At 71.7% G+C, this 22,028-nt stretch carries 22 protein-coding genes; 4 read left to right on the forward strand and 18 right to left on the reverse strand.

Annotated features, from left to right (window positions below; all coding sequences use genetic code 11):
- Window positions 1-38 precede the first annotated feature (38 nt).
- Window positions 39-1,553 (forward strand): YdiU family protein, encoded by a 1,515-nt coding sequence (locus tag ACE3OU_RS00895; protein WP_374239644.1) that lies wholly within the window; start codon window positions 39-41, stop codon window positions 1,551-1,553.
- Window positions 1,554-1,562: 9 nt separating this feature from the next.
- Here ACE3OU_RS00895 and ACE3OU_RS00900 read toward each other — a convergent pair whose 3' ends face one another.
- The 6 genes from ACE3OU_RS00900 to ACE3OU_RS00925 all read right to left on the reverse strand — a co-directional run bounded on the left by ACE3OU_RS00900 (window position 1,563) and on the right by ACE3OU_RS00925 (window position 6,989).
- Complete coding sequence (locus tag ACE3OU_RS00900; RefSeq protein WP_374239645.1) at window positions 1,563-3,695, reverse strand: response regulator; 2,133 nt, start codon at window positions 3,693-3,695, stop codon at window positions 1,563-1,565.
- A gap of 24 nt (window positions 3,696-3,719) precedes the next feature.
- A complete protein-coding gene (locus ACE3OU_RS00905) occupies window positions 3,720-4,280 on the reverse strand; it encodes a carboxymuconolactone decarboxylase family protein (RefSeq protein ID WP_374239646.1) in 561 nt (186 codons plus the stop codon).
- Between the two features lie 254 nt (window positions 4,281-4,534).
- A complete protein-coding gene (locus ACE3OU_RS00910) occupies window positions 4,535-5,023 on the reverse strand; it encodes a hypothetical protein (protein WP_374239647.1) in 489 nt (162 codons plus the stop codon).
- Entirely contained in the window at window positions 5,020-6,012 is a 993-nt protein-coding gene (locus ACE3OU_RS00915) for a 4Fe-4S binding protein (protein ID WP_374239648.1), read from the reverse strand. Before ACE3OU_RS00915 ends, ACE3OU_RS00910 begins: the two co-directional genes overlap by 4 nt.
- Complete coding sequence (locus ACE3OU_RS00920) at window positions 6,012-6,398, reverse strand: hypothetical protein (protein WP_374239649.1); 387 nt, start codon at window positions 6,396-6,398, stop codon at window positions 6,012-6,014. Before ACE3OU_RS00920 ends, ACE3OU_RS00915 begins: the two co-directional genes overlap by 1 nt.
- Window positions 6,399-6,482: 84 nt before the next feature.
- Window positions 6,483-6,989 (reverse strand): hypothetical protein, encoded by a 507-nt coding sequence (locus ACE3OU_RS00925; protein ID WP_374239650.1) that lies wholly within the window; start codon window positions 6,987-6,989, stop codon window positions 6,483-6,485.
- Between the two features lie 211 nt (window positions 6,990-7,200).
- Between ACE3OU_RS00925 and ACE3OU_RS00930 the strand changes: the two genes are divergently transcribed.
- On the forward strand, window positions 7,201-7,500 hold the full coding sequence (locus ACE3OU_RS00930) for a DUF2502 domain-containing protein (protein ID WP_374239651.1): 300 nt from the start codon (window positions 7,201-7,203) through the stop codon (window positions 7,498-7,500).
- Here ACE3OU_RS00930 and ACE3OU_RS00935 read toward each other — a convergent pair.
- From ACE3OU_RS00935 to ACE3OU_RS00985, 11 genes are all read right to left on the reverse strand, one after another.
- A complete protein-coding gene (locus tag ACE3OU_RS00935) occupies window positions 7,497-8,597 on the reverse strand; it encodes an ADP-ribosylglycohydrolase family protein (protein WP_374239652.1) in 1,101 nt (366 codons plus the stop codon). The genes ACE3OU_RS00930 and ACE3OU_RS00935 overlap by 4 nt on opposite strands.
- 24 nt (window positions 8,598-8,621) lie before the next feature.
- Complete coding sequence (locus tag ACE3OU_RS00940; RefSeq protein ID WP_374239653.1) at window positions 8,622-9,698, reverse strand: PHB depolymerase family esterase; 1,077 nt, start codon at window positions 9,696-9,698, stop codon at window positions 8,622-8,624.
- Window positions 9,699-9,839: 141 nt separating this feature from the next.
- Window positions 9,840-10,418: a phasin family protein gene (locus tag ACE3OU_RS00945; RefSeq protein WP_374239654.1), complete on the reverse strand. Its 579-nt coding sequence runs from the start codon at window positions 10,416-10,418 to the stop codon at window positions 9,840-9,842.
- Window positions 10,419-10,575: 157 nt separating this feature from the next.
- Window positions 10,576-10,893 (reverse strand): hypothetical protein, encoded by a 318-nt coding sequence (locus ACE3OU_RS00950; protein ID WP_374239655.1) that lies wholly within the window; start codon window positions 10,891-10,893, stop codon window positions 10,576-10,578.
- Window positions 10,894-10,899: 6 nt separating this feature from the next.
- A complete protein-coding gene (locus tag ACE3OU_RS00955) occupies window positions 10,900-11,454 on the reverse strand; it encodes a flavin reductase family protein (RefSeq protein WP_374239656.1) in 555 nt (184 codons plus the stop codon).
- A gap of 39 nt (window positions 11,455-11,493) precedes the next feature.
- Window positions 11,494-11,853: an adenosylmethionine decarboxylase gene (gene speD / locus ACE3OU_RS00960; RefSeq protein WP_374239657.1), complete on the reverse strand. Its 360-nt coding sequence runs from the start codon at window positions 11,851-11,853 to the stop codon at window positions 11,494-11,496.
- Complete coding sequence (locus tag ACE3OU_RS00965) at window positions 11,850-12,017, reverse strand: SelK/SelG family selenoprotein (protein WP_374239658.1); 168 nt, start codon at window positions 12,015-12,017, stop codon at window positions 11,850-11,852. The genes speD and ACE3OU_RS00965 overlap by 4 nt, the downstream gene beginning before the upstream one ends.
- A 3-nt stretch (window positions 12,018-12,020) precedes the next feature.
- On the reverse strand, window positions 12,021-13,493 hold the full coding sequence (locus tag ACE3OU_RS00970) for a DUF4178 domain-containing protein (protein ID WP_374239659.1): 1,473 nt from the start codon (window positions 13,491-13,493) through the stop codon (window positions 12,021-12,023).
- A gap of 52 nt (window positions 13,494-13,545) precedes the next feature.
- Window positions 13,546-14,571 (reverse strand): SPFH domain-containing protein, encoded by a 1,026-nt coding sequence (locus ACE3OU_RS00975; protein WP_374239660.1) that lies wholly within the window; start codon window positions 14,569-14,571, stop codon window positions 13,546-13,548.
- Window positions 14,568-15,041 carry a hypothetical protein gene (locus ACE3OU_RS00980; RefSeq protein WP_374239661.1) on the reverse strand — a complete coding sequence of 158 codons (474 nt, stop codon included), beginning with the start codon at window positions 15,039-15,041 and terminating at the stop codon, window positions 14,568-14,570. Before ACE3OU_RS00980 ends, ACE3OU_RS00975 begins: the two co-directional genes overlap by 4 nt.
- Window positions 15,029-15,415, reverse strand: a complete 387-nt coding sequence (locus ACE3OU_RS00985) for a DUF350 domain-containing protein (protein WP_374239662.1) — start codon at window positions 15,413-15,415, stop codon at window positions 15,029-15,031. Before ACE3OU_RS00985 ends, ACE3OU_RS00980 begins: the two co-directional genes overlap by 13 nt.
- 82 nt (window positions 15,416-15,497) lie before the next feature.
- Here ACE3OU_RS00985 and ACE3OU_RS00990 point away from each other — a divergent pair, with 82 nt between their 5' ends.
- Both ACE3OU_RS00990 and ACE3OU_RS00995 read left to right on the forward strand, forming a co-directional pair.
- Window positions 15,498-17,045 carry a polyamine aminopropyltransferase gene (locus ACE3OU_RS00990; protein ID WP_374239663.1) on the forward strand — a complete coding sequence of 516 codons (1,548 nt, stop codon included), beginning with the start codon at window positions 15,498-15,500 and terminating at the stop codon, window positions 17,043-17,045.
- Window positions 17,042-18,664 carry an NAD(P)-binding protein gene (locus ACE3OU_RS00995; RefSeq protein ID WP_374239664.1) on the forward strand — a complete coding sequence of 541 codons (1,623 nt, stop codon included), beginning with the start codon at window positions 17,042-17,044 and terminating at the stop codon, window positions 18,662-18,664. The genes ACE3OU_RS00990 and ACE3OU_RS00995 overlap by 4 nt, the downstream gene beginning before the upstream one ends.
- Before the next feature lie 335 nt (window positions 18,665-18,999).
- Here the strand turns inward: ACE3OU_RS00995 and ACE3OU_RS01000 are convergent, their stop codons facing one another.
- A complete protein-coding gene (locus ACE3OU_RS01000; protein ID WP_374239665.1) occupies window positions 19,000-21,936 on the reverse strand; it encodes a response regulator in 2,937 nt (978 codons plus the stop codon).
- Window positions 21,937-22,028 lie beyond the last annotated feature (92 nt).

Consider the following 22,028-nt stretch of genomic DNA (forward strand, 5'->3'; position numbering starts at 1 on the left):
GCGGGCCGGGAACCATTACCATAGTGTTTTAGTCGGATTTGGACGCCACCTCCGCCCCTTCCCGCCCCGCCACCATGCCGACCCTCGAGACCCTGCCCTTCGACAACGCCTTCGCGCGGCTGCCCGCCGCCTTCTACACCCGCCTGCCCCCGGAGCCGCTGCCCGAGCCCTACCTGGTCGCGGCCAGCCCGGGCGCCGCGGCGCTGATCGGCCTCGACGCCACCGAGCTGGCCCGGCCGGAGTTTCCCCAGGTGTTCGCCGGCAACCTGCTGATGCCCGGCAGCGAGCCGCTGGCGGCGGTGTATTCCGGCCACCAGTTCGGCGTGTGGGCCGGCCAGCTCGGCGACGGGCGCGCCCACCTGCTCGGCGAGATCGCCGCCGCCGGCTCCGGCTGGGAGATCCAGCTGAAGGGCGCCGGCCAGACCCCCTACTCCCGCTTCGCCGACGGCCGCGCGGTGCTGCGCTCGTCGATCCGCGAGTTCCTGTGCTCCGAGGCGATGGCCGCCCTCGGCGTGCCCACCACCCGCGCCCTGTGCGTGGTCGGCTCCAACGCCCCGGTGCGCCGCGAGACCGTCGAGACCGCCGCCGTCGTCACCCGCCTCGCCCCCAGCTTCATCCGCTTCGGCTCCTTCGAGCACTGGGCCGCCCGCAACAAGGCCGCCGAGCTGCGCCAGCTGGCCGACTACGTGATCGACCGCTTCCGCCCCGCCTGCCGCGACGCCGCCAACCCCTACGAGGCCCTGCTGCGCGACGTGGGCCGGCGCACCGGCGAGCTGATCGCCCACTGGCAGGCGGTCGGCTTCATGCACGGGGTGATGAACACCGACAACATGTCCATCCTCGGCCTCACGCTGGACTACGGCCCCTTCGGCTTCATGGACGCCTTCGACGCCGGCCACATCTGCAACCACTCCGACGAGCACGGCCGCTACAGCTACCGGGCCCAGCCCCAGATCGGCCACTGGAACCTCTACGCCCTCGGCCAGGCGCTGGCCTCGCTGGTCGGCGATCCCGACACCGTGCAGGCGGCCATCGAGGAGAGCTACGTGCCGGCCTTCGAGGACAGCTTCATGGCCCATTTCGGCGCCAAGCTCGGCCTGGCCCGCCGGCTGCCCGGCGACGAGGACTTCATCGGCGAGACCTTCGGGCTGCTCCAGCGCCACCACCCCGACTTCACGCTGTTCTTCCGCCACCTCGGCCAGCTCCCGGCGCTGGCCGGCGACAGCCCCGCCGCCGACGCCCCGGTGCGGGATCTGTTCGTCGACCGCGAGGCCGCCGACGCCTGGCTCGCCCTGTGGCGTGCCCGCCTGGGCGCCGAGGGCCGGCCGGACGCCGAACGGCAGGCGGCGATGGACGCGGTCAACCCGCGCTACGTGCTGCGCAACTGGATCGCCGAAGCGGCCATCCGCGCCGCCCGGGCGGGCGACTTCAGCGAGGTGGAAGCGGTGCTCGACTGCCTGTCGCGGCCGTTCACGCTGCAGCCGGCCCACGAGCGCTTCGCCGCCCCGCCGCCGGACTGGGCCGCGGGGCTGGCGGTGAGCTGCTCCAGCTGAGGCCGGGCCTCAGCGCCGGGGCGCCAGCCAGTCGAGCAGGACCTCGAAGAGGCGGTCGGGATCGATGGGCTTGGCGATGTGGTCGTTCATGCCGGCGGCCAGGCAGGCCGCGCGGTCTTCGCTGAAGGCGTTGGCGGTCATCGCCACGATGGGCACCACGGCCCCGTCCGGCAGGCGCCGGATCGCCCGTGTCGCGTCGAGGCCGTTGAGCACTGGCAGCTGCATGTCCATCAGGATCAGGTCGTAGCGGCCGGCCGGCACCATCTCGACGGCCTGCTGCCCGTCCTCGGCCATGTCCACCGCCAGGCCGGCGGCTTCGAGCAGGCCCCCGGCGACCAGGCGGTTGAGGGGCTCGTCCTCCACCACCAGAATGCGCGCGCCGGCATGTTCGCCACGCAGGCGGGCCTCGGCGGAGAGCCCGGCTGCGGGGACGGGCGCGGCGGCGACGCCTTTTCCGAGGCACACCGTGAACCAGAAGGTGCTGCCCAGCCCGGGCGTACTGGTGACACCCACCTCGCCGCCCATCATCGCCACCAGCCGCTTGCTGATCGCCAGCCCCAGGCCCGTCCCGCCGAAGCGGCGGGTCATCGAGGCGTCCGCCTGCTCGAAGGCGGTGAACAGGCGCTTCTGGTCGTCGGCGGCGATGCCGACCCCGGTGTCCTCGATCTCGAAGCGCAGCCGCACGCGCTCCCCTTCCGTCTCCAGCCGTCGCCCGCGCACCACGACACTGCCGTGGGGGGTGAACTTGACCGCGTTGCCGGTGAGGTTGATCAGGACCTGCCCCAGGCGCAGGGGGTCGCCACGCAGCGCCAGGCGGCCGAGCCCGTCGGGCAGGTCGATGCGCAGCGCGAGGCCCTTCTCGGCGGCCTTTACGGCGACCAGGCCGGTCAGGTTGTCGATCACCTCGCCGAGCCGGAAATCGGTCTGTTCGAGGGTCAGCCGCTCGGCCTCAATGCGGGAAAGATCAAGGATGTCGTTGATGAGCCCCAGCAGCTGGTGGGAGGCCCGGGCGACCTTGCCGAGCTGGTCCCGCAGCTTGGGGTCGGTGGCCCGGCGCAGGGCCAGGTCGGTGAGCCCGATGATGGCGCTCATCGGCGTGCGCAGCTCGTGGCTCATGTTGGCCAGGAAGGTGCTCTTGGCCCGGTTGGCCGCCTCGGCCGCCTCCTTGGCGAGGGACACCTCGACCGTGCGCGCCACCACCAGCTCCTCCAGGTGGTCCCGGTGGCGCTTGAGCTCGATCTCGGCGGCGATGCGCTCGGTGACGTCCCGATCCACCCCCTGCAGGCCGATCATCTCGCCCCCGGCGTCGAAGACCGGCGAGGCGTTGGACTCCAGGGTGCGGTAGCTGCCGTCGGCGAGCCGCCAGCGGAGCAGCTCGTTCGACCAGCCCTGGCGTGTCTCGAAGGCGCGCCGGAACAGGGCCAGCGCCCGCGGGTGGTCATCGGGGTGCACCAGCGCGGTGAAATCGGCCTTTCCCAGCGCCTCGCGGGAGAGGCCCAGCAGGCGCAGGCCGCGGTCGTTGGTGTAGGTGTGGTGGCCGCCGGCGTCGAGGCTCCAGATCCAGTCGACGGAGTTCTCGGCGAGGTTGCGGTAGCGCTGCTCGCGCTCGCGGAGCAGGCGGGTCGCGCGGCTGCTCCGCAGCAGGCCATGGAGCCGGTCGGCCAGATGGCCGCCGAAGATCCGGACGAATTTCTTGTCGAGCTCGTTGAAGGGCTCGTGCCGCGCTGCCACGGCCACCAGGGCGATGCAGTGCTCGGCGCGGAGGATGGGCAGCACCTCGATCTCGGTGATCCCCGCCCCCGCCAGGAAGGCCGGCGGCGGGATGCGCCCGGGTGGCCCGGACAGGCGGATCAGGCTCGGCCGCTGCAGCTGCCAGTGGTGGTCATCCCACGGTGCCAGCGCCTCGACCCGGCTCAACGTGGCCTCGCCGCGGAAGCTGTCGATGACGAGGAAGCCCTCCTCGTCGGGCAGCACCATCCGCCAGGCGGCCACGTTGGCGAAGTATTTCCATTGGGTGGCCACCCGCCGGGCGATCTGCCCGATGTCGCTGACGTGCTGGATGTCCTCGAAAAGGCGGACGAGGCCCTCGTAGCGCGCCAGTTGCTGGACGGCCGGCGCGTTCCAGTGTTCACCCTGGGGCATCAGCGGACTCCCTTTCAGCCCGGCTCAGAGAATGGCGCGGTAGTTCGGATCGAGATCCAGACGCAGGCTGCTGGTATAGACGTTGAACATGGTCGCCATGTCGATCACCGCTATGATCTCGCAGATCTCCTCCCGGCTGAAGCCCTCATCCATCAGGGCCTCGAAGTCGGCGTCGTCCAGGCAGTTGGGGTCGTCGGCGACCTTGCCGGCAAACGCCACCACGGCGCGGTAGTAGGCCGGCAGCTTGAAGCCGTCGCTGGCGCTGACCAAATCCCTGAGGTCGTCGAAGGCCAGCGTCTTGTCGAGGCTGAGCACGTTCTGGGCATGGCAGGCCGAACAATAGCGGGCGCCGTTGCGGGCCGACACCACGAAGACGATCATCTCCTTCAGCGGCAGGGGCAGGTTGCCCGCGAACAGGGTGCCCCTCGCCCGCTCCCAGTAGGCGCGGGCCAGCGGCGCGCTGTGGCCGAGGCTCTTCAGCCAGATCGGCACCTCGGTGGCGCCGGTGGTGCGCATGAAATCGTCGTAAACCGCCCGCGTCTCCCGGGAGGCGTCGGCGTACTCGGTGAGGGTGTAGCGCTGCATTGACGGGTTCTCCTCTGGCAACGCTGACAGCCCGGGCCGTCTGCCCGGGCGCAGGCCGCGTTTGCACCGCTTATCTAACGGCCCCCGTGTAGCCGGGTTGAGCCTCACCCGCAAACCCCACCGCGGCGCCCGCGCCTGCCCAATTTTTAGGCAGGCACGAAAAACCCTTGCAGATAAAACACTTGAAAGCCCCCTTCACAGCTTATCCACAGGCCTGCCCCCCGCCGGCGGGGATAAACCCGGCTTGCCCCGCCTCAGAAACGCCAGCCGCCGTGGCTCCCCGCCACCGCGCCGAGCACCACCAGCAGGCTCGCCGCGAGGAGCACCCGGTGCAGGCGCTGGACGCGGGCCATCAGCGCCTCCGGGTCGCGCTCGGCGAGCCGGGCGAAGAGGCGCGGGAGCACGAAGGGCTCGAGCACGAAGAGCATCAGCGCAAAGAGCGACCACACGGCCACCATCCCGTGCATCCACCACCAGCCCAGCGGGTCGGCAAAGCGCTCCCACGCCCCCAGCCGCCAGGTCAGCCACAGGCCGGAGAGGCCCGCCAGCAGCACCGTCCACCGGGCGATCGGGGCAAAGCGGTGCTCGAGGCGCTCGAAGAGGGCGAGCTGCTCCCGCGGCGCGGCCAGATCGCGGCAGGCGGGCAGCAGCACCAGGGTCACGAAGGCCACCCCGCCGATCCAGATCAGCACCGAGAACACGTGCAGGGCGCGGGCGATGGCGAAGTCGTTGAAACCGGTCATGGATCTTTCCTCTCGAATCGGGGTGCGCGGAAGGCCGCCTCGTTGTCCCGCGCCGCCGCGCCGCCGACCCAGTGCAGCAGGGGCCCGCGGGGGTTGTCGCGCTGGGTGGTCTCGCAGGCCGCCACGCACAGCCCGCACTGGGTGCAGGTGAACATCGCCCGCTTGATGTTGCGCGGGCGCAGCCGCATCGGGCAGGCGTGATCGCAGGCGCTGTCGCAGCTGGCGCACTCGGCCCCGCGCTCGCGCCGGAAACCCACCACCAGCGCCGCCCGGTTGGCCATCCAGGCCAGGCTCTGGAACACCCCCACCGAGCAGGCAAAGCGGCAGAAGAGATGCCGGGCAAAGAAGAACTCCAGGGCCAGCAGCCCCGTCAACACCGCGATGAACAGCCCCTCGCCGCGGGACGGACGGCCGGCCAGCAGGTCGCCATACACCTGGGCCGGCGGCAACAGGTAGGTCAGGGTGACGACGGCCCACACGAGGGCGCAGCCGACCGCCAGCAGCGCCGCCACCAGCCACCAGCGGCGATCCGGCACGATGGTCCGGCCGTCGGGCCGCCGCAGGGGCAAGGGGCGCGGCTCCCACAGGGTGGGCCGGCCGCCGGCGCGGCGCATGCATTCGTTGATCAGCTCCACCACCCAGAAATGCGGGCACAGCCAGCCGCAGTAGATGCGCCCCCAGCGCCAGGCCGCCCACATCAGCGCACCGCCCAGGGCGAACAGCGGCAGGATCACCCGCCCGAAGATCCGCCCGATCGCCCCCAGGGCGGCCACCTTCGACACGCACAGGAGGTCGTCCAGCCCGGCATGCCACGCGAAGCCCAGCAGCCAGGCATGGCCGGCGGGCAGGTCGTAACGCAGCACGTTGAAGACCGGAGCCAGCACGAAGAACGCGAAGAAGGCGGCCTGGGTCCAGCGGCGCAGGCGCTGGCGGGAGGCCTCCGGCGCGGCGGCCAGCGCGCTGATCGGGATGATCCGCCGGTCCGCCATCAGCGCGGCCCGATGAGGGGAAACCGGAAGGGCTTGCCGGCCAGCGCCCGGGACAGGCCGATGGCGCCGCAGAAGATCAGGGTCGAGTGGCAGGTCGTGAAATAGAGCACCACGACGATCCAGGTCCAGGCCGAGTCGTAGCCACCGAGCAGGATGATCGCGACGTTGGCCGCCACCAGCAGCCCCCCCGCCCACAGGCTGGCCGCCACGGTCTGGCGCAGGTGGCCGCGGGCGAGCTCCGGCGCCTGGCCCCGCTGCCGCCACCACAGCACCAGCAGCACGAGAAAGCCCAGCCCGGGGATGAGCATCAGGTTGGCGAGGTACAGCGCCTCGGCGATGACCGCGGTGCTTCGGCCCGGGGCGGCAAGATCGGGATCGTCGTTCATGGGCCCCAGCTTAGCCCGCGGCGACGCGCCGGTACTTGACCTGCGGCAAGGCGGCCACCAAGGCGCGCCCGGCCGGGGGCGGGATCAGATCACCTCGAGCAGCTTGCCGCGCAGGTGTTCCGCCTGCCGGCGCCCGTCCCGGGAGCTGACGATGGCGTGATACCACTCGTCGAACAGCAGGCGCATCTCCGCCGGGTTGCGGGCCGCCGCGATGCGGTCCTGCAGCGAGCTGGTGCCCAGCGCACCGACGAAGGCGTTGAGGGTGTTGAGCATGAAGTTGCGGGCCTGCTGCAGGCGCAGCGGGTCGTCGCCGGGCGGATGCAGGCGGAAGACGCCGGACGGCGGGGCGGCGTCCGGCGGCAGGGGGCTCCCGCCGGCCCCGCTGATCCCGACCATCTCGATGAAGCCATCCTCCTCGAGCAGGCCGAGGGTGTGCTGGAGGTCGTCGTAGTGCAGCATGTTGCGCAGTTCCTCGACCGGGCGCTTGCCATCGACAAAAATCAACACCCGCCGGACCCGCGGGCTGAGCGCACCGGAGCGGGTTTCGATCTCGGCGTGGCCCTTGGTCGTCTTTGCGAAAATGATCGCCATGCTTTCTCCTCGAGGGCGGCAAGCCGCCTGGCGCATGTCACAGGATGGGGACGCGCAGGCGCCGGAAAACCCGGCCGCGTCCCACGAGGGGCGAGGCGCCCGGAGCGGCCCGACAAGCCCGGCCCGCCAGCCTGACAGGCTGTCGTCGCCGGGAATCGCCTGTCACGTCACTCTATCATTCCGGATTATCGCAACACTCATGAGGTTCATCATGCGCAAGACCTTCCTCCTGCCCCTCGTTCTACTCACGCTGGGCAGCGCGACGCCCGCCGTCGCCATCGACGTCGACCTCTCCATCAACGCCCCCGGCGTGTCGCTCTACATCGGCGACCGGGACCGGAGCGGCCGCTACTGGGACGGCGGCCGCTGGCGCGACGAAGCCTGGTGGCGTGACAACTGCCACCGCTACGAAGGGCGCAAGGACTTCCGCGGCCGCTGCGCCCCGCGGGGTCACGACGACCATGACCACGGCCACTGCCCGCCGGGCCAGGCCAAGAAGGGGCGCTGCTAGGCGGTCCCGGGTGTTGCCAGCTGGGCCGCCAGCCGGCGGGCCAGCGCGACCAGCGCCGGGCCATCGGCCAGCCCGTCGATGAAGCGGGCCGGGATGCCGGAGAGGCCCACCTGGGCCCCCACCAGCGCGCCGGCAAGCATGGCCCGGGCGAGGTTCTGCCCGCCGCCATTGACCGCGTGCAGCACCGCCGACTCGAAATCACCGGCAAAGCGGGCGGCGAGGTAGTAGGCCGCCGGGAACTGGTGATACACCGCGCAGGGCATGCCGTACACCAGCGACACCTTCCAGGCCGGCTCGATGCGCACGTCCGGGTCGTGGGCCGCGCGGGCCATGCAGGACGGGCCGAGCAGCGCGTCCGGCGACGGGAAACGCCCCGCCAGCGGGGCCTCGGCCGCACCGGGCGCCGGCGCCTCGAGCCTGCCGCGGGTGACGGTGTGGAAGGGCAGCGCGCCCTGCTTGACCCGCGCCATCAGCTTCGCGGAGATCTCCCCGTCCAGCGGGTGCCCCTCCACCAGCATGCCCAGCACCGCGCCGAAGGCCACCGTCATCGCCACCACGGTGCCGTCGGTCTGGGTGAGCACGCAGTTGCGGGTCACCGCGTCGGCGAGGGCGGCCGGGTCGAGGGCGTAGCGCACCGCGATGGCGAGGGTCCGCTCGGCCGCTTCGGTGGTGTCGGCACTGCCGCCGGCCTGGCCCCACGGCAGGCCGTCCACCACCCGCGCGCGCCACGCCTCGCGGATCGACTGGCTGGTGTAGCCGCCGGGCCCGGCCATCGGCGTGCCGTCGAGCAGCGGAAAGAACTCCTCGTCCATTCGGCGGCAGAAGTCCGCCTCGTCGTAGCCGCCCCGCTCCACCAGCGAGCGCAGGGTCAGGGCCAGCAGCACGCCGGCCTGGGACGGCTGGCCGGCCTTGAGGCCGGCGTGGTAGCGGCCGGGCCGCGGATCGGTGTAGCCGGTGATCCAGTCGCCGTAGTCGGCCCGCAGTTCGTCGAGGTCGTAGTACCAGTGGGGGCCGAGGGCGAGCGCATCGCCGATGAAGGCGCCCAGCAGGGCACCGGCGGCGCGGTCGTGCAGCCGGGCGGAGGTCGAATCGGGCATGGGCTTTTCTCCGGGCAAAGGGAGTCAGACGGGCGCCGCCGCCGCTTGTTCCATCGCCGTCTCGAAGAACTGCCAGGCCAGGCGCAGGGCATCGGGCCCGCCGGGGTCGGAGAAGGCCTGGCCGGCCGCACCGCCGCTCCAGGCGTGCCCCAGGCCCTCCACGCGGAGCTGGCGCACGACCAGCCGGCGGCCGCACTTCCAGTCGCGGCGGGCGACACTGCGCCGGCGGCCCCGGCGGATCGCCCCGGCCGTCTCCCGGACCCGTGCCCCCGCGGGGAGCAGGTCCAGCCACAGCGCCGCGGCGGCCTCGGCGTTGTCGAAGGCCACTACCGGGTCGCGATCGCCGTGGATCAGCAGCAAGGGCGGCAGGCGACGCCCGGCGAGGCGCAGGGCGATCGCCTCGGCATCGGGGGAGCGGCGGCCGCGCATCGCCTGGCCGGCCTGCAGGGGCGTGCGGGCGCTGGCCGGCGCGGCCCCGGAGTGGCTACCCACCGCGCAGAAGCGCTCCGGGTGACGCAGGGCCAGGGTCAGCGCCATCGCCCCGCCGGCCGACAGGCCGAGGGCAAACAACGGCCCGCCGACCCGGGGGTGGGTCTGCACGACGTGGTCGATGAGGGCGATCAGGGTCTGCGTCTCCAGCCCGACCCGCGCCTCGCTGCCGAACCAGTTCCAGCAGCGCTGGGGGTTGGCGTCCTGGCCCTGCTCGGGCAGCAGCACCGCGAAGCCGTGGGCGCGGGCCACCACGGCCGCGCGGGTGACGGCCGCGAAGGCCGCGCTGTCCTGGGCGCAGCCGTGGAGCAGCACCAGCAGCGGCAAGGGCTTCCTGGCCGTCGCGCCCACCGGGACGAACAGCCGCCAGCGCCGCAGGGCGAGCGGCCCGAGGCCCCAGCGCCCCTCATACCAGCGCCCGCCCGCCACCGCGCCCGGCGCGTCGGTGGGGGTGGCCACCGCCGACAGCACGCGCCCGGCCTGCTCGGCCAGCTTGCCGCCGGCCTCCACGCCCTGGCGGGTCGCCGCCCGGCCGATGCGCGCCGACTGGCGCACGCCGGCCCGGGTGAGTTTGAACAGGGCGGCCAGCACGGGGGACTTGCGACGGCTCATCGGCAGACTCCAGAAATGCAGAAAGGCCCCGAAGGGCCTTTCCGGATCACCTCCGGCGGGGGTGATCCGCAAACTCGCCGGAGCGTCGCCCCCCCCGCAGCGGACTGGGGGGCCGGGCTACCGGGCAGGTTCATGTGCCTGTCAGGCAACCTTCAGGGCGGAGGCGGCAGCCTTGGCACCCTTTTCGACGTTCTCGACGGCGACGGCGGTGGCCTTCTCGACGCTGGCCTGGGCGGCGGCGGCAACCTGCTTGGCGGCCTTGGTGGCGCCTTCGTAGGCGGAGTTGGCGTTGGCCAGGGCGGCCTTCACGGCGGCGACGGCGGACTCGGAGCCGGCCGGGGCGTTCTTGAAGAGGGCCTCGACGGCGGTATCGAAGTTCTGGCCCAGCACGGAGGCTTCGGCTTCAACCAGCTTGGTCAGCTCTTCCTGGGTGTCGGCGCCGATCACGGACAGGCTGCGGCCGTAGGCAACGGACTTCTCGACGGACGGGGTCATGGCGCCGAGGCTGAGGGCGGCCAGGGCCTTCGGGTCCTTGGTGGCCATCACGGCCTTGGAGAAGGCGACGCTGTCGTCGAAGGCGGTGCGGGCGGTGGCCAGGTTCAGGGTGGCAACGCGCTCGGCGGCGGTGAACACGGTGGTCACGAAGGCGGAAGCGGACTTCAGGCCGGCTTCAACGTTGGCCTTGCTGGCGGCGACGATTTGCTCGGGGGTTGCGGTCATGATGATCTCCTCACATGGGGTTGGGGTTGCGATCACCGAAGAAGATTCGGTATGGGTGTTATGTTGCACCGCAACAAAATCAAATGCAAGCGTTTTTTGTGCGGCGCAGCAAAAACTTTTCCAACCCCCATGCCAGCCTCCACATGCCCTCCGCCCGCTAGCCCAGCATGTCGTCCCGCAACTGGCGCAGGCCCTCGGGCATCGCCAGGGTTTCCTTGTCCCAGCCCTCGGCGACGAGCACGTCGTCGAGGCACTTTTCCATCTCGGCGTGCACCACGAGCAGGGACTGCATGATCCGCTCGTGGACACCCAGATCCTCCTTGCGAAGGGTGGTGCAATCGAGCTGATACTGGTACAGCTCCCGCAGGCTGAGGATCTCCTGCGCCACCTGGGCCGGGCAGGCGCACATGCAGATCATGGCCTGCTCGATGATATGGGCGAGCTGTGAACTCTCGAAGACAACGGGTAGTTCCATGGCGGTTCAACCTTTCACGTCGAAGGCGTCGCCGGTGGCGAAGAACTGCCCGCCGGCCACATAGTGGATGCTGCGCTGCTCATCCCCCCCGAAATGCCAGCGCCCCGCGCTGAACACCGCCGGGTCGGCCCAGGCGGCGAGCACCTCGCCGAGGAAGAGGTCGTAGGCCTGCTGGATGTGCGGCTCGGGGATCACCCGGCACTCCAGCCAGCCGATGCAGCCCGCCGGCAGCGGCGCCGCCACCTGCGCGGCCGGGAGCGCCTCCAGCCCGAGGACCGCGAACTTGTCGCCGTCCCGCCCCGAGCGCGAGCCCACCGCCAGTACCTGGGCGGCGATCGCCCGGCCGGGCACCGCCAGCACGAACTCGCCGGAGGCCTCGATCAGCTCGCGGGTGAAGGTTGTCCTGTCGATCACCACCGCCACCTTGGGCGGGTCGAAATCGAGGGGCATGTTCCAGGCCGCGGCCATCACGTTGCGCCGGCCACCGTGGGCGGACGACACGAGCACCGTGGGGCCGTGGTTGAGGAGGCGGTAGGACTGGGCCAGGGGAACGGGGATCATGGCGGGAATTCGGTGATGGGGAAAGGGATGGAAACCAGTTTAGCCCGCCCGGCCCCGGGCGAGTTCGCGCAGTTCCACCGAGCCGGCGGCCAGGGCCGCGGCAATCGCCTCGATGGCCTTCTCGGGGCGGGCGGCGCCGCACATGAACACGTCCACCGCGGCAAAACCGTGCTCGGGCCAGGTGTGGATGCTGATGTGGGACTCCTGCAGCAGCAGCACGCCGGTGACGCCCAGGCCGGGGCCGAAGGGATGGAAGTGGCCTCCGACCGGGGTCGCGCCGGCGGCGTCGGCGGCGGCGCGCAGCAAGGCCTCGATAGCGGCGGGGTCGGCCAGGCGGCCGGGCGCGACGCCGTGGAAATCGGCCAGCAGGTGGCGGCCGCGGGGCTGGAAGGCGCTCACTTGTGCCCGCCCCCGCCCGACGACCAGCCTCCCCCGCCGGACGAGCCGCTGCTGCCCCAGCTGCGGCTGGAGCCGCCGTTGCGGTCGGTGACGTGCTCCAGGTTGAGGAGGGTCACGAAGACCAGCACGATGAAGGCGAAGAAGATGTAAAACCCGCGGGACATGGCTCAGTCGTCCATCCAGTCGGTGAACACCGGCAGCCACAGCACGCCGATGGCGATCAGGATCAGCACCCAGCTGAAGAGCCCGCCGACCAGCGCGATGGGCACGTTGGTGAGCAGCACGAGGCCGGTGAACACCCAGGCCGGCGGGCGCAGCGCGGCCCGGTCGGGCTGGCCGGCGATCCGCGTGCCGATCTCCGGTGCCGCCGCGGCGAGCTTGCCGCCCTTGCCGAACCAGCCGTCCACGGTGCTCGCCGGCACCCGCTGGGCCAGGCTCCAGCCGAGCTCCGACGGGCTGCGCTCGCTGGTGAGCATGCCGCGGCTGCCCCGGTAGTCGGTGAGGCTCACCTTGTCGCCCACCTTGACCTGCCAGTTGAAGGCCCCGGCGGCGTGGATCACTTCGGCGCCGTAGGCCCGCAGCCGCGTGAAGGCGGCGCCGTCGAGACGCACCGCGCTGGCCGAGACCGCCTCGGGCCATGTGTCGAGCACCTTCACCCTGTCCCAGCTGTCGGCGGACTCCACCAGCCACAAGAAGCCCTGCCGCTCGCTGTAGAGCAGGTATTCGGTCCACTCGTCGGCGCCGCCCTGTGCCCGGCAGCGCAGCAGGCCGATGAGCAGCCAGCGGATGCCGTCGATGCGGGCCGCGTCGCCCAGGGCCAGGCTGGTCTTGACTTGGGCCTCGCGGCGGGCGCCCTCGAGGGCCAGCGCCGTGCCGCCGCCGGCATCGACGCGGGTGGCACAGGCCGGGCAGTGGAGCTGCTCGGCGACCCCCGGATGCCAGGCGATCGAGGCGCCGCAGGCCGGACAGGCCAGCGCCTCGGCAGCGCCCTTCAGGTGGCCGGCGCTGCGGGCGATCTCATCGGGCTCGCGCAGCAGCTGGCATTTGAGGTCGGCCAGCGTCACCGCCTTGCCCACGTAGCAGCGCGGCGGGCTGCCGTCGGAGTAATCGAGGGTCAGGAAACGGTGCGACTGCCGGTAGTCGGCCACCGTCGCCTCCCAGCCGGTGGCGACCCGGAACGGCAGCTCCCCCTCGCCGCCACAGCAGCGGGCCCGGCGCAGGTCGGCGGCGATGTAGTCGACACCGTCGTGCCGATAGTGGCCGCCGGGCACCAGCTGGTCGAAGGGCGGCGCGTCGTCGGCGAGGCCGGCGTCGAGGGTGAGCGCGTACTGGCCGGAGGCATCCGACAGCCAGCCGGCGCCGCCGTCGTCGAAGCCGACATACCACTCATTCCAGAAGCCGGCGCCATAACGCAGCTGGATGCGCCCGATCACCGTGAAGGCGCGGCCGGAATAAACGCCGGAGACGCCGACCCGCAGCGGCGAGTAGTCCTCGAGCACCGCCGACATCTTGCCTACGTCGCGCACCGCGTCGGCCTCCCGCAGCAGGGTGCTGTGGCAGTACTCGCAGACGGCGATCGCCGAGGTGGCCGAGCGGAAGGCCACCTCGGCGCCGCAGGACGGGCAGGCGAGCTTGAACATGCTCAGGCCGGGCCCAGGCAGGCCCGTGGCGGGCGGTGCGGTGCCGGCACGCTCAACCGATCAGCTTCTTGATGATCTCGGCCTTGGCCGAGTCGTAGTCGGCCTGGGTCACCAGGCCCTTGTCGAGCAGGGCCTTGAGCTTGGCGAGGCGGGCTTCCGGGTCGTCGGCCGTCGGGGCAGGCGCCGACGCCACGGGAGCCGACCCAGCAGCCGGCGCGGGGCTGCCGCGCAGCGCGTCCATCATCACCTGCCCCATGCCCACGCCCGCGGCAAGACCGGCGCCGACGCCGGCCAGGCCGCCCTCGTTCCGGGCCGCCAGCGGAACCGCCTGGGCCACCTGGAAGCGGGTGTAGTCGCCCAGGTCGCCGACCATGCCCATCGAGATGCGCGCGTCGATGGCCTTCTGCAGCTCATCGGGCAGCGAGACGCTCTCGACGGCGAAGTTGTCCAGCGCCAGACCGTAACGCTCGAAGGTGGACGTCATCGCCGCCCGCATCCGGTCGGACAGCAGGATCTGGTTGGCAGCCATGTCCACAAACGGCACGTCGGCGCCGCCCAGGGTGGCGCTCATCGTGGTGACGATGAGGTTGCGCAGCTGCTGCTCCAGCTCGTCCACCGTGTAGCGCTCGCGGGTGCCGCTGATCTCGGTGAAGAAGCTGCGCGGGTCGGCCAGCTTGTAGGAGTACATGCCGAAGGCGCGCAGGCGCACCATCCCGAAATCCTTGTCGCGGATCGTGACCGGCTGCGGCGTGCCCCACTTGCGGCCGAGCTGCAGGCGGGTGCTGAAGAAATACACGTCCGACTTGAAGGGCGACTCGAACAGCTTGTCCCAGTTTTTAAGGTTGGTGAGCAGCGGGATGGTCTGGGTGGTGAGGGTGTAGCGGCCCGGCCCGAACACGTCGGCCACCCGGCCCTCATTCACGAACACCGCCATCTGCGACTCGCGCACCGTGAGGCTGGCGCCATACTGGATTTCGAAGTCTTCCATCGGGTAGCGCCAGGCCAGCGTACCGTCGGAGTCCTCGTTCCACTGGATGACGTCGATGAACTGCTTCTTGATGAAAGCGCCGAGACTCATGGGTGCTCCTGATGTTGTTTATCCAGATAACGGGCGAGCGCCAGCCCACTGTAGCCGCGGCTGCGGGCCATGGCGATTTCGAGCATCTCGTCGCCCATCAAGGCACCGCAACCCGGGCATTTGTCCCAGTGCGGCATGGCCTGACAGGTGGGCTCGCAGGCCTTGCGGATCTCCCAGTCGTAGCCGCAGGCCGGGCAGGCCGCCTGGGGCGGCGGATTGCGGCGGGTGAGGAACAGCTGGACGTAGATCGCGACCAGCAGACCGGCCACCACGGAGACCCACAGCTTGGACCCTGGCTCCGCACCACCGTCCGGCTCGAAGACGACCCACAAAAAGCCCGCCAACATGCCGCCGAGGACGCCCGCCAGCAGGGCCCGATTGCCCCGCGCTTCGTTGCGCCGCGCCAGCGCCTTGGCCTCGATTGCCTGGCGCGCGTATTCGGCGTCGACCGGCGGGATCACGACATGCACGCTGCGTTAACAATGCCCACCACCAGCGCCACGGTGCCGGCGAAGGCCCCCGCCGCGACGTTGTTGCCGGCGAGCTGGTCGGGCAGCGCGGGCAGCAGCCGGGCCAGCAGCGCGTAGGTGAGCACCTGGGTGGCGAGGCCGGCCCCACCCCACAGCACGAACATGGGGTAGCTGTCGTTGTGCAGGATGCTGGAGGCCACCGTGAGCGAGAAGCCGAGGGTCGCCCCGCCAAACGACAGGGCCGGCGCGACGATGCCCTGGCGGATCAGGGCACGCTCGCAGAAGGGTGTCACGCGCAGGTAGATGGCGGCGAACAGGGCCACCATCGCCAGGCCGGAGAGCAGGTGGATCAGGTAATTGTAGAAGGCTTCCATCGCGGTTTTCCCCGGTGACCGGGCCGTCATTTAGCCAGCTTTGCCTGTGCCGGGCAAGCGCATTCCGGGTACAGTCGGGCCCATGTCACCCCCCGCCCCCGGCCTCCGGCCCGCCCGCTTCCCCGACCGGCTGCTGATCCTCTCCGTCTTCGTCGTCGCCTCCTGCGGGCTCGCCTACGAGCTGATCGCCGGGGCGCTGTCGAGCTACCTGCTGGGCGACTCGGTACTGCAGTTCTCGTCGATCATCGGCTGCTACCTGTTCGCGATGGGGGTGGGCTCGCACCTCTCCAAGTATGTGGACGACCGCGACGTGCTGGCCCGCTTCATCGACATCGAGCTGCTGGTGGGGCTGCTCGGCGGGCTGTCGGCGACGCTGCTGTTCCTGCTCTTCGCGTGGATGTCGGCGCCCTTCCGCAGCGCGCTGTATGCGCTGGTGTTTGCGCTGGGGGTGCTGGTGGGCATGGAGATCCCGCTGGTGATGCGGGTGCTCAACGCCCGCCAGGCCAGCTTCAGCGAGCTGGTGAGCCGGGTGCTCACCTTCGACTACCTGGGCGCGCTGGTGGTGTCGCTGCTGTTCCCGCTGGTGCTGGCGCCCAAGCTGGGGCTGTCGCGTACCGGCTTCCTGTTCGGCATGGCCAACGTGGCGGTGGCGCTGTGGACGCTGTGGCATTACCGCGCCGAGATCCCCGGCCTGCGCCCACGCTTCTTGCGCGGGGTGCTGGTGATGGCCTTCCTGGCCGCCGGGCTGGCCGGCTCCGACCGGCTCACCCGCTGGGCCGAGAAGGGGCTGTTCGGCGACGAGGTGATCTTCGCCACCACCACGCCCTACCAGCGCCTGGTGGTGACCCGCTGGAAGGACGACACCCGGCTCTACATCAACGGCAACCTGCAATTCTCCAGCCGCGACGAGCACCGCTACCACGAGGCCCTGGTGCACCCGGCGCTGCAGAGCCTGCCGTGGGCGCGGCGGGCGCTGGTGCTGGGCGGCGGCGACGGACTGGCGGTGCGGGAGATCCTGCGCCACGCCAACATCGAGCAGGTCACCCTGGTGGACCTCGACCCGGCGATGACCGATCTGTTCACCCGCAACGCCGAGCTGGCGGCCCTCAACGCCGGCGCCCTGTCCGACCCGCGCGTGACGATCATCAACGCCGACGCCGGCCAGTGGCTGGAGGACAACGCCGAGGTCTTCGACCTCATCATCGCCGACTTCCCCGACCCCTCCAGCTTCGGCCTCGGCAAGCTCTACTCGGTGCCGATCTACCGCCTGATGGCCCGCCACCTCGCCGAGAACGGCGCGCTGGTGGTGCAATCCACCTCGCCGTGGTTCGCCCCGCGGAGCTTCTGGTGCATCGACGCGACCCTGCGCGCGGCCGGCTTCAGCACCCACCCCTACCACGCGATGGTGCCGTCCTTCGGTGAATGGGGCTTCAACCTCGCCATGAAGCGCCCCGGCTTCGTGCCGCCCACCCGCTACCGCGTGCCGACCCGCTTCCTCGACGCCGACAGCACGCGGCTGATGTTCAGCTTCCCGCCGGACATGCGCCCGCTGCCGGTCGAGCCCAACCACCTCAACACCCAGGCCCTGGTGCATTACTTCGAGGAGGACTGGGGACGGGTGGTGCGGTGATCAACCGGCGCCGCTTCCTGGCCGGCGCAGCCGCCGCCGGCCTCGCCGCCCTGCCCGGCTGCCGCCGGCTGACGCACCTGGGCATCCCGCTCACGGTGCTGCGCCCCGGCATGGAGGCCGGCCACGCGCTGCGCGCCGGTGCGCTGCTCCCCACCCCGCCACGCGAGATCCGCACCGGCGTGGCGATCCTCGGCAGCGGCATCGCCGGCCTCACCGCGGCCTGGCGGCTGGCCAAGGCGGGCCACGACGACTTCCTGCTGCTCACCGGCCCGGAGCCCTTCGGCAACGCCGCCGGCGGGCGCTTCGACAGCCCCTCCGGCTCCTCCCTCGCCTTCCCCCGTGGTGCCCACTACCTGCCGCTGCCGTCGCTCGAATCGACACCCGTGCGCGAGCTGCTGCACGAGCTGGGCGTGATCGAAGCCGAGCCCTTCGGCCCCCGCCCCCGCTTCAGCGAGACGGCGCTCGTACACGCCCCCGACGAGCGCCTGTTCTTCGACGGCGCCTGGCGCGACGGCCTGCTGCCCACCGCCCACGTGGGCGCCGACGAGGCCGCCCAGCACCGGCGCTTCCTGGCCCGGGTGGACTCCCTCGCCCACACCCGCGGCAGCGACGGCCGGCGCGCCTTCTGCGTGCCCCTGGCCCAGTCCAGCGCCGACCCGGCCTTCCGCCGCCTCGACGGCGTCAGCTTCCGCGCCTGGCTGGCCGCCGAGGGCTACAGCTCGCCGAGCCTGCACACCTATCTGGATTACGTCTGCCGCGACGAATACGGCGCCACGCCCGACCAGGTGTCGGCCTGGACCGGCCTGCACTACTTCGCCAGCCGCGGCGGCCAGGCCGCCAACGCCGCCGACGGCAGCCTGCTCACCTGGCCGGACGGCCTCGCCTTCCTGGCCCGCGGCCTCGAAGCCCGGGTGCCCGCTGGCCGCCAGCTCGCCGGCCATGCGCTGGACGTGCGCGAGGACGCGCAGGGCGTGAGCATCCTGTGCGCCAGCCCCGAGGGGCCCGTGCGCATCCGCGCCCGCCGCGCGATCTGCGCGATGCCGCTGCACGTGGCGGCCCGGGTGGTCTCCAACCTCCGCGACTACGGCTTCGACCCGGCCGCCCACCTGCCGCCCCAGGCCCCGTGGCTGGTGGCCAACTTCCTGCTCGACGGTTTTCCCCCCGAGCCCGCCGACGCCCCGCTGGCCTGGGACAACGTGCTCGCCGGCAGCCGCGGCCTGGGCTGGGTGGTCGCCACCCACCAGCTGATCCGCGCCGCCCGCCCGGCCCACACGGTGTTCACCGCCTACCGGGCGCTCGCCGACCAGACCCCGCAGCAGGCCCGCGCCTGGCTCGCCACGGCCCCTGCCGCCGACCTCCTCGACCTCGCCGCCGAAGAACTGCGCCAGCACTACGGCCCGCTGGAGCTGTGGCGCCGCACCCGCGTGGTGGAGATCACCTTGCGCGGCCACGGCATGGCAATGCCCATCTGCGGCAGCCTCGCCAACCCCGGCCTCGCCGCGCTGCGCGAGGCCGACGGGCGCCTGCTGTTCGCCCATTCGGACCTGTCGGGCTATTCGGTGTTCGAGGAGGCCGCCTGGTGGGGCGACCGGGCGGGGCGGAAGGCGCTGGGCTCCTGATCCCCCGGCCCGCCCGGCCACCGCGCGCGGCACCTCGACGCCGGCCTTCCGGAGCTGGGCATCGATCTTCGGAGCTTCGAGTTCGAGCTTCCGGGGATCGAGTTCGACCTTCCGAGGATCACGTTCGATCTTCCGGACCTCGAGTTCCACCTGCCGAGGATAGAGTTCGACCTTCCGGACCTCGAGTTCGAGCTTCCGAGGATCGAGTTCGACCTTCCGAACCTCGAGTTCGAGCTACCGAGGATCGAGAGCGACCTTCCGAACCTCGAGCTTGACCCTCCGAGGCTCGAGTTCGACCTTCGGAGCCTCGTACCCGTGCCCCAACGGGCGGTGGCTCAAACCCGCCCCGCCTCGCCCCGCGGCAGCACCCGGTCCAGCCCCTCCACGATGGGCCGCAGGCCGGCCTCCAGGGCCTGCAGAGCGCGCTGGGCGCGGGCGGCGTCGCCGGCGCGGGCGGCGGCCTCGAGGCGGCCGGCGATGGCGGCGATCTCGCTCATGCCGAGCAGGCCGGCGCGGCCCTTGAGGGTGTGGGCAAAGGGCACCACGGCGGCCCAGGCGCGGGCGTCCACGTCGGCGCGCAGGCCCTGGGGGCCGTCGGCAAACTGGTCGCGGAACTTGGCGAGAAGGCGCGGGTAGAGGGTCGGGCTGATGCCGGTGTCGTTGATCGCGCAGTCCGGGTCGAGGCCGGGGATGCCCTCCAGCCCGGCCAGGGTGGCGGTGCCCGGCGGGGACGGCGGCAGGCTCTCGGGCGCGGAGCGGCCCCGGTAATAGCGGCGCAGCACCGCGAAAAGTTCGGCCAGGTCGTAGGGCTTGTCGAGGCAGCCGTTCATGCCCAGCTCACGGCAGCGCTCCAGCACGCTGCGGCTGCCGTGGGCCGACAGGGCATACACCGGCAGCTCGGCCAGCGCGGGCTGGGCGCGGATGCGGGTGATGGCCTCGTAGCCGTCCATGCCGGGCATCTGCAGGTCCATGAAGACCAGGTCGTAGTGGCCCGGCGCCTGCGCCGCGAGCTGGCTGAGGGCGTCGGCCCCGTCGGCGGCGCTGTCCACCTCGACGCCCCAGCGGCCGAGCAGCGCCACCGCCACGTCGCGGCTGGTGGAGTTGTCCTCGACGAGCAGCACGCGCATGCCGTCGAGGGCGCCGATGGCCACCTCGTCCTTGGCCGGCGGCAGCGGGGCGCGGCCGAGGATCTCGTCGCACAGGCGCCGCAGCGCGCCGGGCAGCAGCGGCTTGTCGCAGAAATGGAGCACCGAGGGGTGGGTCTCGGGCATCTCCTCGTCGAGGGTGCGCGGCAGCGCCATCAGCGCAACGTGGCGCGGCGCGAGCCCGGGCTCGGCGGCGAGCCGGCGCAGCACCTCGCCGCCGTTGCTGTCGGGCAGGGTCCAGTCGAGGAAGAGCAGGTCGTAGCCCCGGGATTCCTGACGGGCGCCGGCGAGGCAGTCGAACAGCTCGCTGCCGCAGCTCACCGCCTCCACGTCGTCGATACCGCCCAGCTGGAGGATGTCGATGAGCGCCAGGCGGGCCTCGGGGTAGTCGTCGGCCACCAGCACGCGCAGGGCCGGCAGGGGCTCGGCGGGGGCGTGGCGGGCGCCGGCGTCGCGGGCCAGCGGGATCTCGACGATGAAGCTGCTGCCCTGGCCCAGCGCGCTCTTGACGCGGATCGTGCCGTCCATCGCCGCCACCAGCCGGCGCACGATGGCGAGGCCCAGCCCGGTGCCGCCGTAGCGGCGGGTGGTGGCGCCGTCGGCCTGCACGAAGTCGTCGAAGAGGTGCTCGATCTGATCGGGCCGCAGGCCGATCCCGGTGTCTTCGACGCTGAAGCGCACCCGCTCCCGCCCGGCGTCGCCGGCCAGGCGCTCGATGCGCAGCGAGACGTGGCCGGCGGGGGTGAACTTGACCGCGTTGGAGAGCAGGTTGCCGAGCACCTGGCCGATCCGCAGGGGGTCGCCGGTGAAGCCGCTGGCGAGCAGGTCGGCGCTGTCGCGGCGGGCCTCGAAGAGCAGCTCGACGCCCTTCTCGAGGGCGGCCCGCTCGACCAGCACGAAGGCGTTGGCGACCAGGTCTTCGAGGCGGAAGGGGATGCGCTCGAGCTCGAGGCGGCCGGCCTCGATCTTGGAGAAATCGAGGATGTCGTTGAGGGTGTCGAGGAGCGCCCGCCCGGAGATGCGGATCTTGCTGGCGTAATCCCGCTGGCGCGGCGGCAGGCGGCTGCGCAGCAGCAGGTCGGCCATGCCGATCACCGCGTTGAGCGGGGTGCGGATCTCGTGGCTCATGTTGGCCAGGAACAGCGACTTGGCCTGGGTGGCGGCTTCCGCCCGGGCGCGCGCCTCCTGCAGCTCACGGCCGATGCTCTCGCGCTCGCCGATGTCCCGCTCGATGGCGTCGGCCATCGAGTTGAAGGTGGTGCGCAGGGTCTGGATCTCCTGCACCTCGTCCTCGCCGGTGAGGCGCACGTCGTACTGGCCGCGGGCCAGCTGGTCGGTGGCGGCGCACATGTCCTCGATGGGCTGCAGCACCTTCTGGCGCACGCTGCGCACGCCCCGCAGCGCCAGCAGCACGGTGGCGGTCATGCCGATGATCGCGGCGACGATCCAGTTGCGCAGGCGGTGGCGGGCCTCGGTCACCTGACGGCCGGTGCGCTCGTCCACCCGGGCCTTGAGGGCGGCGATGGAGATGGCGCTGCGGGCCCGCTGCACGCTGTATTCCGGGCCGTGGGCGAGGCGGATCGCCAGCGCCTGGTCGGGCTTGCCTTCGGCCACGAAGGAGCGGGCCACCGGGTCGTAATGCCCCTGGGCGGCGGCAAAGGCGACCTGCTCCAGGGCCTTGATGGCTTCGGCTTCGCGGCGCACCCGCTCCAGCGCGACGAGCTCGGCCTCCTCGAGGCCGAGGGCCCGCATGCGCGCCCAGACGGACTCCCGCGGGCGATCGGTGTGGGGCGTGTAGGGGGTCATCCCGGCGATCACCCGGCTCCAGAAGGTGGCCGGCTCGGCGTCGGCGACGGGCGGCTGGTCGCCCTCGCGGATGGCCAGGATCGCGTAGTAGTAGGTGAGGTAGCGCTGCTCGCAGGTGACCACGTAGCTGCGCACGAGGCCGGAGAGGGTGTCCATCTCGCGGCGCAGGTCATCCACCCGGCGCAGGGCCTCGAGACGATGGTCCTGCTCCGCCTGGGCGCGACTGAAGGCGTTCAGGACGAGGATCGAGATCGACCCGTTGATGCCGACGATCAGCAACAGGGCCGCCGAGAAGAGGAGGGATAGCTTGCTGAGCTTCATGGCCTTGCCCGCAGCTTACTCTGGGGACCACCCGATCCGGGCCCCGCTGGCGGCGGCGACACACGGTTTCACGGACCGGTGCGGCGAAGTGC

The organism is Zoogloea sp., assembly GCF_041908905.1.
GTDB lineage: Bacteria > Pseudomonadota > Gammaproteobacteria > Burkholderiales > Rhodocyclaceae > Zoogloea.